This is a genomic window from Xanthomonas sp. SHU 199, assembly GCF_000364665.1.
GTDB lineage: Bacteria > Pseudomonadota > Gammaproteobacteria > Xanthomonadales > Xanthomonadaceae > Xanthomonas_A > Xanthomonas_A sontii.
Genome location: NZ_AQOI01000129.1, coordinates 18,015 through 29,700, shown reverse-complemented (window position 1 = coordinate 29,700; position 11,686 = coordinate 18,015). Strand labels below are relative to the sequence as shown.

12 protein-coding genes are annotated in these 11,686 nt (G+C 68.7%); 8 read left to right on the top strand and 4 right to left on the bottom strand.

Features of this window, described 5'->3' with window-relative positions:
- Nucleotides 1-441: 441 nt before the first annotated feature.
- From D183_RS0106160 to D183_RS0106140, 5 genes are all read left to right on the top strand, one after another.
- Nucleotides 442-768: a YkgJ family cysteine cluster protein gene (locus D183_RS0106160; RefSeq protein WP_017908235.1), complete on the top strand. Its 327-nt coding sequence runs from the start codon at nucleotides 442-444 to the stop codon at nucleotides 766-768.
- A 16-nt stretch (nucleotides 769-784) separates the two neighbouring features.
- The gene (locus tag D183_RS0106155; RefSeq protein WP_017908234.1) at nucleotides 785-985 is read left to right on the top strand and encodes a hypothetical protein; all 201 of its coding nucleotides are present in this window, start codon (nucleotides 785-787) and stop codon (nucleotides 983-985) included.
- 242 nt (nucleotides 986-1,227) lie between these two features.
- The gene (locus D183_RS0106150) at nucleotides 1,228-2,022 is read left to right on the top strand and encodes an EAL domain-containing protein (protein ID WP_017908233.1); all 795 of its coding nucleotides are present in this window, start codon (nucleotides 1,228-1,230) and stop codon (nucleotides 2,020-2,022) included.
- 91 nt (nucleotides 2,023-2,113) lie between these two features.
- A complete protein-coding gene (locus D183_RS0106145) occupies nucleotides 2,114-2,692 on the top strand; it encodes a mechanosensitive ion channel domain-containing protein (protein ID WP_017908232.1) in 579 nt (192 codons plus the stop codon).
- A gap of 115 nt (nucleotides 2,693-2,807) precedes the next feature.
- The gene (locus D183_RS0106140) at nucleotides 2,808-3,053 is read left to right on the top strand and encodes a DUF2789 domain-containing protein (protein WP_017908231.1); all 246 of its coding nucleotides are present in this window, start codon (nucleotides 2,808-2,810) and stop codon (nucleotides 3,051-3,053) included.
- 21 nt (nucleotides 3,054-3,074) lie between these two features.
- Here D183_RS0106140 and D183_RS0106135 read toward each other — a convergent pair whose 3' ends face one another.
- Both D183_RS0106135 and D183_RS0106130 read right to left on the bottom strand, forming a co-directional pair.
- A complete protein-coding gene (locus tag D183_RS0106135; protein WP_010342319.1) occupies nucleotides 3,075-3,341 on the bottom strand; it encodes a DksA/TraR family C4-type zinc finger protein in 267 nt (88 codons plus the stop codon).
- 113 nt (nucleotides 3,342-3,454) lie between these two features.
- Nucleotides 3,455-3,988 (bottom strand): DUF2058 domain-containing protein, encoded by a 534-nt coding sequence (locus D183_RS0106130; protein ID WP_017908230.1) that lies wholly within the window; start codon nucleotides 3,986-3,988, stop codon nucleotides 3,455-3,457.
- A gap of 117 nt (nucleotides 3,989-4,105) precedes the next feature.
- Here D183_RS0106130 and D183_RS0106125 point away from each other — a divergent pair, with 117 nt between their 5' ends.
- Together D183_RS0106125 and D183_RS0106120 are read left to right on the top strand one after the other, a co-directional pair.
- Nucleotides 4,106-4,603: a M48 family metallopeptidase gene (locus D183_RS0106125; RefSeq protein ID WP_017908229.1), complete on the top strand. Its 498-nt coding sequence runs from the start codon at nucleotides 4,106-4,108 to the stop codon at nucleotides 4,601-4,603.
- 68 nt (nucleotides 4,604-4,671) lie between these two features.
- Entirely contained in the window at nucleotides 4,672-5,382 is a 711-nt protein-coding gene (locus D183_RS0106120) for an rRNA pseudouridine synthase (protein WP_017908228.1), read from the top strand.
- A 97-nt stretch (nucleotides 5,383-5,479) separates the two neighbouring features.
- On the opposite strand, the gene D183_RS0106115 is transcribed toward D183_RS0106120, so the two are convergent.
- Entirely contained in the window at nucleotides 5,480-6,298 is an 819-nt protein-coding gene (locus D183_RS0106115) for an SGNH/GDSL hydrolase family protein (protein WP_017908227.1), read from the bottom strand.
- A gap of 506 nt (nucleotides 6,299-6,804) precedes the next feature.
- Between D183_RS0106115 and D183_RS0106110 the strand changes: the two genes are divergently transcribed.
- Nucleotides 6,805-8,406 carry an outer membrane protein assembly factor BamB family protein gene (locus D183_RS0106110; RefSeq protein ID WP_017908226.1) on the top strand — a complete coding sequence of 534 codons (1,602 nt, stop codon included), beginning with the start codon at nucleotides 6,805-6,807 and terminating at the stop codon, nucleotides 8,404-8,406.
- A gap of 247 nt (nucleotides 8,407-8,653) precedes the next feature.
- Here the strand turns inward: D183_RS0106110 and D183_RS0106105 are convergent, their stop codons facing one another.
- On the bottom strand, nucleotides 8,654-11,566 hold the full coding sequence (locus D183_RS0106105; RefSeq protein WP_017908225.1) for a TonB-dependent receptor domain-containing protein: 2,913 nt from the start codon (nucleotides 11,564-11,566) through the stop codon (nucleotides 8,654-8,656).
- Nucleotides 11,567-11,686 lie beyond the last annotated feature (120 nt).

Below are 11,686 nucleotides of genomic sequence, written 5' to 3'. Positions count from 1 at the left end.
CCCCGCCTACCTGCAGCGCCTGGTCGCTGCGGCGTTCCCGCAAGCGCGTCTGGTCCACGGCGACCCCTCGTTCGGCGTGGTGCAGGGCCTGGCGCTGGCCGCCGCGCAGGACTGACGCAGCACAGGCAGCGCATGCGTCGGCGGCCCCTCCCCGACCGGCCGCTCGCGGCCGGCGCGCCGCCTGCGGCCCGCATTGTTCATGCAGCGGGCGCACGACTGGCGTAGCATGGCGGCACGCTTCAGCGTCACGTCGCTACGCGCGTCTCGTCCGGCCGTTCCTGTCGCCCGACTCGCTTCCTTCTCGCGCCAACCTCCGTCCTTTGCCGGCCGGATCCTTCGGAGCGCCATGTCCCCCGCCCTTGCCACGCTCCAGATCGAGCGGCTGGCGTCGCCGCTTCAGCCGCCTCCCCGACCGACAGGTCCGGATCGGGGCGGCGACGCATGAGCGAGAGCGCGCGGGACGCGACCGACGCCGACATCGCCTGCGACCGCTGCGACGCGATCTGCTGCCGCCTGACCGTCCTGGTGATGCCGGACGACCACGTCCCCGAGCATCTCACCGAGTACACCCGCGAGGGCCTGCACGTGATGGCGCGCGACGAGGACGGCTGGTGCGTGGCGGTGGATGGCGCGCGCATGTGTTGCTCCATCTACGCGCAGCGCCCGGCGGTCTGCCGCAAGTTCGCGATGGCCGGCCCGTACTGCCGCGAGATCCGCCGTACCCACCACGAGCAACTGACCCGTGGCATTCCCCTGACGATGTACTGACTGCAGGAGTTCCAGCATGGCACGACCGACCAGCACCACCGCTTCGCCCAGCGCCAGGAACACACGCGGCGCCAGCGCCGCGGACAAGGCGCAAAAGGGCCTCAGCCGCGAGCGCATCGAGGCCGACCTGGCCGCGTTCCACCAGGCCGGCGGCCGCGTCGAGGTGCTCGGCACCACCCGCGTGCTGAAGAAGGTCGACGTCGCCGACGCGGGCTAGCGCCCGCGCATCCCGCCGTCATCGCGCGCACCTGCGGCGGGACACGGCCGGACATGGACGCCGGTCCACGCCGCGCGAGGAAGCGGCGCCTGGCACGCGACGACGGCGCCTCCGGTTGGCGCCGACGACCACACGGCCAGGCCAACACGGCGCCCTCGGAGCGCCGGCGCCAGCGCGCAAGCACGGCACCGTCTTCACACCAGAAGCGCATACTGCGATCTCTTCCACGGTCTCGTTTCGGCATGCTCCTGCGCTCCCTGTCCGCCGAACTCGGCCAGCCCGCCTGCGGCAACTGTCGCGATGGCGAGCCGCTGGATTTCACCGTGCGCATGGCGTTCCAGCCGATCGTCGATGCCGCCACCCGCTCCATCTACGCCTACGAGGCGCTGGTGCGCGGCGAGGACGGCAGCGGCGCGGCGGCGGTGCTGGCGCGGGTGCGCCCGCAGCAGATGTACCGCTTCGACCAGACCTGCCGGGTGCAGGCCATCGCCACTGCCGCGCAGTTGGGCCTGCGCACGCGCCTGTCGATCAACTTCATTCCCAATGCGGTGTACGAACCGGCGACCTGCATCCGCCTGACCCTGAGGGCGGCCGAGCACTTCGGCGTGCCCACCGGCGACCTGATCTTCGAGTTGAGCGAGTCCGAACGCATCGCCGACCTGCCCAAGGTCGTGCGCATCCTGCGCGACTACGCGCAGCGCGGCTTCCTCACCGCGATCGACGACTTCGGCGCCGGCCACTCCGGCCTCAACCTGCTCGCCGATTTCCAGCCGCACCTGATCAAGCTGGACATGGCGCTGATCCGCGGCATCGACGGCAGCGCCGCGCGCCGCCACATCGTCGGCGGCATCGTCGCGATGGCCGCGCCACTGGGCTGCCGCATCCTCGCCGAGGGCGTGGAGACGCCTGCCGAGTACCGTGCACTGCGCGCGCTGGGCATCGACCTCTACCAGGGCTATCTGTTCGCCAAGCCGGCGCTGGAAGCCTTGCCGGACGTCACCGAGGCGCAGTGGGAGGCGCTGGAACGCGCCGGCTGAGCCGCCCACCGCCGCAGCGCACGCCAGCACGACTTGCCCGCAGCGGCCACGCTTGCGACCATCGCGCCTCCCCTGCGTGTTCCGAAGTGCAATGCCCTCGCTCCATACCCTACTGCCGCCGTGGACGCACCGCTGGCTCGACGTGATCGTGCCCGGCGCGCAGATCGTGCTGATCGTGCTCGGCGCCTGGCTGTTGCGGACCTTGCTGCGACGGTTGATCCGGCGCCTGGGCGAGCACTACGCACTGCCGCCGGAACTGGTGATGATGGCGCGCCGCGGCAGCGGCTTCGTGATCTACGCGGCGGCGCTGCTGCTGATCCTGGACCGCTTCGGCGTCTCCGGCACCGTGCTGTGGACCGCCTTCACCGGCTTCGCCGCGGTCGCGGCGGTGGCGTTCTTCGCCGCCTGGAGCGTGCTGTCCAACATCTTCTGCACGCTGTTGATCTTCACCACGCGCCCGTTCCGCCTGCACGACCACATCGAATTGCTGGAGAACGGCGAAAAGCCGGGACTGAAGGGCCAGGTGATCGACATCAACCTGATCTACACCACGCTGCGCGAGGAACGCGACGGCGACGGCGAGAGCGTGCTGCAGATCCCCAACAGCCTGTTCTTCCAGCGCAGCACGCGCCGCTGGCGCGGCCATCCGGTTCCATCCGGGCTGGGCTGAGCGCCGCACGCCACCGACGCCGACGCTGACGCTGACGCCACGCACATGACGCAGCCGCTATGGTCGATGCCAGCCGCCTTGCGCGGCGATCTCCCCTTTCCCGACCAGGTACTGCATGGAACCCGTCATTCATCCGTTCGCCGACCTCTTCGCCCAACTCGGCCTGCCCAACAGCGAAGGCAAGATTCGCCAGTTCATCGCCCAGCATGCGCCGCTGCCCGATGACATGCGCCTGGAAGAAGCCCCGTTCTGGACGCCCGCGCAGGCGCAACTGCTGCGCGAGGAGCGCCTGGAAGACGCCGACTGGGCGATCGTGGTCGATCAGCTCAACATCGCGCTGCACGCGCAGCCCAAGCCTTGACCCGACCGCGCCGGCGGAGCATCAACGCAGCTGGCTGTCCTTGCTGCCGCGGCGGTTGTAGCCGCTGTGCTCGTGCTGCGCGCGGTCCTGCGCGTCCTGGCAGGCCACGCACAGGCGCACACCCGGCACGGCCTTGCGCCGCGCCTCGGGAATCGGCGCATCGCAGTCCTCGCAGTGGCTCAGCCCCGGCCCCTGCGGAAGTTGGCTGCGCGCCCGCTTGATCGCATCCTCGACGGTCGCATCGATCTGGTCCTGCACCGCGCCGTCGCCTGCCCACCCAGTGGCCATGATCGTCTCCGCACTGTTGCCGTGCCTGGATGATGCGGCCGGCACCGGCGAATGCAATGCACGCCGGCTTCACCTCGCCGAGACGTTCATGCAGCGCCGCCCAGCGTCCCGCCTCACCAGATCAGGTCGTCCGGGACCTTGAACTGGCTGTAGTACGGATCGTCCTCGCCGCTGGCCGGCGTTGCCGCCAGCGCATCGAACACGATGGTCGCCGGATCGCGCGCGACGATCTTCTCCACGACGGCGCGCGGCACCGGCACATAGCCGGCATCCAGCCGCGCGATCGCCACGCTGCCGGCGATCAGCTGCGCGCGCAGCGCCGCATCCACGCGCAGTCGCTGGATCTTGCCGGCATCGGTGAAGTGGTAGTCGATCTCGCCGTCGGCCTTGAGCTTGTGGCTTTCGACCAGTTGCCGTGCCTGCACGCGCTGCTCCTGCGCACGCGCCTGCGCATTGCGCTCGGCGGACAGCGCACGATCGCGCTCCACCCGTTCCTGCCGTAACCGCTCGCTCTCCAGCTGCTCGGCACTGGGCGGCGGCGGGGTCTTGCCCTGGCGCGCCTTGGCCTGCTCGCGCGCGACCTGCGCCACCTGGCTCTTCTTCACCAGGCCGGCCTTGAGCAGTTGCTCCTGCAGGGGATTGCGCATCGGAAGCGTCCACGGACTCGAAATCGGGAGGCGCATGATACCCGCAGCGCCGGTGCCCGCCCGCGAAGGCCGCCCACGGCGGATGCCCCGCCGCGCGCGGCAGGCTAAGGTGGCGGGATGGACACCCTGCGCTACCTCGTCGGCTACCCACCCCAGGTCCTGGACCAGGTGCGCGAACTGATCGCGCGCCAGCGCCTGGGCGACTGGCTGCGCCGCCGCTACCCCGAGGCCAACACGGTGCGCACCGATCGCCAGTTGTACGACTACACGCAGGCGCTGAAGGACCGTTGCATGCGCAGCGCCGAGCCGCTGCACAAGGTGATCTACGACAACCGCCTGCAGGCGGTGAAGCATGCGCTGGGCACCCACACCACGGTGTCACGCGTGCAGGGCGGCAAGCTCAAGGCCAGCCGCGAGATCCGCATCGCCGGCGTGTTCCGCGACGCGCCGGCGGCGTTCCTGCCGATGATCGTGGCCCACGAACTGGCGCACCTGAAGGAAAGCGCGCACAACAAGGCCTTCTACCAGCTGTGCGCACACATGACGCCGGACTACCACCAGTTGGAGTTCGACCTGCGTCTGTACCTGACCCAGTTGGAACTGGGCGAGCACTGAGACGCCGCCGCGTGCGGCCGCTGCCTGGCGCCCGTACACTGCGCCCCCCACCGATCACCACAGCCCCGATGTCCAGCACCGTCCGTCTCGACAAGCATCTCGCCGCCCTGCTGCCGTGTTCGCGCGGCGAGGCGCAGCAGTACATCGAGGGCGGCTGGGTCAGCGTGGACGGCGTGGTGGTCGAGGAACCGCAGACGCCGATCACAACCCAGCAGGTGACGCTGGCGCCCGACGCGCAACTCGGCCCGGCGCAGGCGGTCACGCTGCTGCTGCACAAGCCGGCCGGGATGCGCGCCGAGGATGCGATGGCATTGGCGACGCCCGGCAACCGCAGCGCGCTGGATGCCAGCGACATGCGTGTGCTCAAGCGCCATTTCCTGCGCCTGAGTCTGCCGCTGCCATTGGAGACCGAGGCCAGCGGATTGCTGGTGCTGAGCCAGGACCGCCGCGTGCTGCGGCGGCTGAGCGAGGACGCGGCCACGCTGGAGCAGGAGTTCGTGGTGGAGGTGAGCGGCACGTTGCAGCCCTACGGCCTGCATCGGCTCGCGCACGGCCTGCGTCATGGCCAGCGCACGCTGCCGCCGTGCAAGGTCAGTTGGCAGAGCGAACAGCGCCTGCGCTTCGCGATCAAGCACGTGCAGCCGGGCCAGTTGCGCGACATGTGCGCGCAGGTCGGGCTGGAAGTGACCGGCATGCGCCGCCTGCGCATCGGCCGCATTCCGCTGGGCAAGCTGGCACCGGGCGAGTGGCGTTATCTGCCGGAGGGTGAGCGGTTCTGAGGAGCGGCGGGCGCTGCGGCGATCATTGTTGTCAGCGGCCGTACCCTCACCCCAACCCCTCTCCCGGGGGGAGAGGGCTAGGAGCGCGCGCGGTGACTCAGGGCTTTGCCAGCGCGCGCTGGATCGCCTGCTCGGCCAGTGGCGCCATCACCGCATAGCCGGCGTTGTTGGGGTGCACGCCATCGATGGCCACGGTCTTGTCCATGCCGCCGTCGCGGTTGCTCAGCTTGCTGTAGTAGTCCAGGTACACCGCGTCGTGCTGCTGCGCGTGCTGCTGCGCGTACTGCTGCATCCACGCGTTGAGCGCACGCACCTTCTGCGCCGGCTGCAGGCCCGGCCGCCACGGATAGTCGGTCACCGGCAGCACCGAGGCCAGCACCACCTTGATGTGGTGGGCTTGGGCCAGTTCGGTCATCGAGCGCAAGTTGTCCTCGATCATCTCTAGGGTGGACAGCCCGGTATTGCCGGCCAGGTCGTTGGTGCCGGCCAGGATCACCACCACCGCCGGCTTCAGGTCGATCACGTCCTGGCGGAAGCGCACCAGCATCTGCGCGGTGGTCTGCCCGGAAATGCCACGATTGACGTAGGCGGACTTGCCGGGGAAGAACGTGGTGCCTTCGCGACGGCCCCAGGCGTCGGTGATGGAGTCGCCGTAGAACACCACGCGCGGCGCGTCCGCGGCCGGCGCCGGCAGCGCGGCATTGTCGGCGCGATAGCGCTGCAGTTGCGCCCAGTCCAGCAGGCGTTGCTGCATCGCCTTCACTTCATCGGGCTTGAGCGTGTCCGGCGCCCGCGTGTACAGCGCATCGACCTTGCCCTCCAGCGCCGCGGTGGACACGGGCGTTGCCGCCTGCACGGCGCCGGCGGCCGTGGCGCACAGCGCGATGGCGAGGGACAACAGCGAGGGGCATTTCATCGAGGCATTCCTTGTGCGGACAACGGTGATCGCACAGTGTAACCAACCGCTCGCACCGCCCATGCGGCGTCGCCGCAGCGCACTGCGGGCACGTCGGACTGCACCGCGATTCAGCCCGCGCTCACGCGGCGAATCCGGCACAAGGGATCGATGGCGCATATCGCCACGCGCCACGCGGACGCAATCTGCCGCGCCGTGTCGATGCGCGGCAACACGCGGCCGCGACGGCCATCGCAGCCTGCGACGACATGCGTCACGCGCGTGCCGGCACGATGACAACGCGATGCCGCCGCCATCGTTTTTCGCTATCGCAGCAACCTTTTGCAAAGGCCCTAACTTTTTCGTAAGTACATGACACGCAAGGATTTTCACTTCTAGGATGGCCGCGGACGTGACGGGGGGATCCTCACTCCCAAGCCCGAAGGACATCCATGAAAACGCGTGATGCACACCAGAACCACTCCCGCCTGCGGCTGGCGTTGATTCCCGGCTTGATGTTCAGCGCAATGGCGATGGCGCAGTCCGCAGGCACCGCAGCGGCGACGACCGACACCAGCGCCGCCAGCGCACAATGGCGCAGCACGTTCTCCGGCGGCACGCCGTTCGCCACGCACAGCCTCTGGGACAGCGCCGGCGGCGGCTTCCTCAACACCCGCTTCGCGCCCGGCGAATGGCAGATCACTCCGTTCAACGCGGCGCGCCTGAAGACCGCGTGGACCTTCACCACCCAGGGCGACGTCTCGGCCACGCCGACCGTGCAGGGCACGGCGCTGTACGTGCCGGACTGGGGCGGCCAGCTGTATCGCATCGACACCGACCTGGGCAAGGCGGTGTGGCAGGTGAAGCTGGCCGACTACACCGGCATCGCCGGTTCGCTGTCGCGCAACAGCCCGGCGATCGCGCGCGACAGCGTGCTGGTCGGCGACCAGGCCAGCGGCACGGTGCTGGCGATCGACAAGGCCACCGGCAAGCTGCTGTGGAAGACCCTGGTCGAATCCAACCCGCAGGCGCGCATCACCGCCTCGCCGGTGATCTACGGCGACCGCGTCTACGTCGGCGTGTCCTCCGGCGACTGGGGCGGCCTGAGCGCCGGCTACAAGTATTCCTTCCGCGGCAGCGTCGCTGCGCTGGACCTGAAGACCGGCAAGCTGCTGTGGAGCTTCCGCACCACGCCGGAGGGCTACACCGGTGCCTCGGTGTGGGGCACGCTGGCGATCGATCCGCTGCGCCAGCGCGTCTACGCCACCACCGGCAACAACTACTCGGTGCCGACCGAAGTGGCCAGCTGCGTCAAGAACGCCAACGGCGACAAGACCGCGCAACTGGCCTGCATGGCGCCGGACAACTACGTCGATTCGGTGCTGGCGCTGGACATGCGCAGCGGCAAGCCGGTGTGGACGCGCCGCCTGCAGGGCGCCGACGCCTGGTCGCTGTCGTGCCTGGTCGCGCCGACCAATGGGCTGTGCCAGGACCCGCAGGGGCCGGACTACGACTTCAGCGGCGGCGGGGCCAACCTGTTCACGGCAATCCGCAACGGCAAGCCGCAGGCGCTGGTCGGTGCCGGCCAGAAGAGCGGCGTGTACTGGGCCTTCGACGCCGACACCGGGCAGACCGTGTGGTCGACCCAGGTCGGCCCGGGCGGCACCGCCGGCGGCATCGAGTGGGGCTCGTCGGTGGATCCGTTCTCCGGTCGCGTGTACGTGGCCATCAACAACAACGAGCACACCGCGTACACGCTGGCGCCGGGCAACACCGAGACCTGGAACGCCGGCTCCTGGGCCGCGCTGGATGCGGCCAGCGGCAAGATCCTCTGGCAGGTCAAGGTGCCGGGCACCGATCCGGTGCAGACCGCGTTCGGCGCCGGCGGCCGCGGCCCGCTGGCATCGTCGCCGGGCCTGGTGTATGCCGGCTCGATGTCCGGCGCGATGACCGTGCTCGATGCCAAGACCGGCGCTACCCTGTGGAGCTTCGATGCCGGCGGCTCGGTGTCCAGCGCACCGGCGATCGTCGATGGTGCGGTGTACTGGGGTGCGGGCTACAGCCGCTTCAACTTCGGCACCGGCGTCAACAAACTGTACAAGTTCGTGCCGTCGAACCGGCGCCGCTGAGCGCAGCTCAGGACCGCCTCTTCGGTTGTAGTGCCTCTCCTGCGAATGCCTCTCCTGCGCAAGCGGGAGAGGCTGTTGCACGACGATCGAGCGCATCGCGAAGCGCAAGGCGTCAGGTGAGATCACGTGGCGCGCGTACGCTTCGACAGCGCGCGCTGCGACGAGAGCTGACACGAGGCAACGCCAGGCCCATGAAGATCCGGCGGGCTCCGCTTCCCGCGAAGCCCGCCGACGATCAGCTGCCCGCTCAGTTGAACGTGTAGTCCAGGGTCAGGAACATTTCCCGGCCGTTGTACTCGCTCGCGGTCTGCCCGGTGGTGACGAACTCGAAGCCGCCGGCGTAATACGGAATCGCACCGACCTTGTCGAAGATGTTCGACACGGTGAGCTTCGCATGCAGGTCCGGCGTGACCTGCAGGCCGACCGAGCCGTTCCAGGTGATCCAGGCCGGCGCGTGGCCCCGGTAGGTGGTGTCTTGCACGGTGACCTGGTTGCCGTCCTGGGTGACTTGGCAGACCCCGGTGGAGACCGTGTTGCCGCCATTGGACACGGTGACCATGCCGGGCTGGATGCCGTTGGGCAGCACGTCGCAGCCGGCGTAATTGGGGGCACGCATGCGGCCATTGCGCACGCCGGAGATCGACACGTTCCAGCGGCCCTTGGTCCAGTCGGCGATCCAGGTCATGCGGCTGGCCACGTTCTGATAGCGGGTGTTCTGCAGCGGATCCGACGCCAGCACGCGCTGCTTGTACGACAGGTTGTTGGTGTAGTTGATGCCGGCGCGGAAGTCGCCGTAGCCGTCGGTGTGGAACTTGTAGTCCAGCGTCGCATCGACGCCGGCCACGTACAGCGAAGCTTCGTTGATCGGGCCCGATTGCACGGACACGATCTGGCCGTTGGCGTCGCGCTTCACCATCTGGGTGACCATCCGGCAATACTCCGATCCGGCCACGTGCGCCGTGTACGGCGACAGGCCCGAGGTGCCGTTCGGCTTCAGGCCGGTCAGGCAGCCGGCTTCGTCGGCCAGCACGGTGTCCTGGCCCAGGTACTGGATGGCGTTGTCCACGCCCATGTTCCAGTAGTCGGCCGACACCGACAGCCCCTGCACGCCCGGCACCTGCCAGACGAAGCCGTAGGTCCAGGAGTGCCCGGTCTGCGGCAGCAGCAGGCGGCTGCCGTTGGTGTAGAGCGTGTAGTACTGCGACCCGGGGCGCTGCACGCTGTTGCACCAGGTGTTGTTGTTCTGCCCTGCCTTGATCGCGTTCACGCACTGCAGCGGGTCGGCGTAGAAGCCCACCGGCGAGGTCGAACCGGTCAGGTAGATGGCCTGCATGTCCGGCGCCTTGAAGTTGGTGCCGTAGCTGCCGCGCAGCAGCAGACCGTCGTACGGACGCCATTCCAGGCCCGAGCCCCAGGTGCGCGCGATGTCGGCACGGCTGGCGTCGTTGTACTTGTCCAGGCGGCCGGACAGCGTCCAGGTCACCGACTCCAGCACCGGCACGCGGAACTCCGTGCCCAGCGAGAAACGCTGACGGGTGCCGGCACCGGTGAGGTAGGCGCCGAACGGGTTCTGGAACGTGGACGGATCGGCCGCACGCGGGTCGGGCGACAGCTTGAAGCCGTTGTGTGCGGCTTCGAGCACCGCGGCCCAGCCCACCGACCGATCGGCCCAGGGCAGCTTGAACAGGTCGCCATTGACGCGCAGCTGCGCCTGGTCGAGCCAGGACGACGCGGTGTTCACGCCGGTCACCGCGAACTGGTCGTACTGCTGCGGGGTGATCGGGTTCCAGAACTGCTGCCAGTTGAATGCGTAGATCGGCAGGCCGTCGGCGGTGCTGCCCTGCTGCTGGCCGAGGAAGAAGTTGTTGGTGGCCTGCGCGTTGTAGCCGGTGAACGCCTCGCGGACGATGTACTTCTGGGTGTTGAGGTTGAGGTCCCAGTTGAAACGGCCGTCGAACACGGTGCCGCGCAGGCCGGCCTGCAGGTTCCAGTTGCGCTCGCGGTCGTAGGTGTTGGCGCTGACGCCGATCTCTTTCTGGGTCAGCTGGCGGATCACCTGGTTGACCGTCTGCCCGGTGGTCTGGTCGTAGAACGGGCCGGCGCTGAACACGTTGAGCTGCGTGTTGGAGATGCCCACGGTCTGGTACAGCGCGGCCGAGCCGTAGAACTGCAGACCGTTCTGGAAGTCGTACTCGCCCGCCAGATAGCCGCTGTTGCTGATGCTGCCCGGGGTCAGCACCCAGTTCTGGAACAGCGCCGGCTGCGCGCAGTAGAAGCCGTTGTCGGTGACGCCGGTGACCTGGGTGCCGTTGGTGGTCACCGAGTGCGATTGGGTCAGGCGCGAGTTGGTGAACTTGTCGCAGGTGCCGGCGGGCGGCGTGATGTAGCGGCCGTTGGCGTCGGTGGCCGACAGGGCGATCGCGCCGGCGGCATCGTACTGGTAGCCGAACATGCGCGAGGCCGGACCCCAGGCGCCGTAGCCCGCATCGGCCACGGAATCCTGGTAGGGCCGGTCCATGCCCCACAGCGCGCTGCGGTTGGAGTGCTCCAAATTGTAGGTCACGTGCCAGTTGTCGCCCGCGCGGCCACCGACGTAGTTGATGTCGCCGTATCGGCGGCCGCCACGCGTCGCGCCGCCCGCAGTGACCTGCAATTGGTTGCCCTGGTAGTCCTTCTTCAGGATCACGTTCACCACGCCGGCAACCGCGTCCGAGCCGTAGATCGACGACGCGCCGGAGGCCAGCACTTCGATGTGATCGATCATCCCGGTGGGGAGGTTGTTGAAGTTCTGGAAGTTGCTCTGCTTGTTGAGCGGCTGCGGGTAGTCGACCACCCGATGGCCGTCGATCATCAGCAGGCTGAACCCGGGGCCGAGTCCGCGCAGGTTCACCGAGCGCGCATTGACCGAACTGGAGCCCCACGAGGCCGGGTCGGACACCTGCTGGCCCACCTGCGGCAGCGAGTCGAGGAATTCCCACAGCGTGGTGTAGCCCTGCTTCTTGATCTCTTCGCCGGTGATGGTGACCACCGGCGCAGGGCCTTCGACCTCCACGCGCGGGATCAGCGATCCGGTGACCGTCACCGCCTTGAGTTCGACCGGCTTGTCGGCCTTGCCGGTGCCACCTGGCGGGGGCGCACTGTCGGGCGCGGATTGCGCCATCAGAGAAGGCGCCCACAGCGCGAGCGCAACGGAACTGGCGACGAGTCCACGCCGGAAAGCGGTTCTGTTCACTGGTCTCCCCCCACAGGAGCGATCGATGTTGGAGATGTGCCGAGCCCG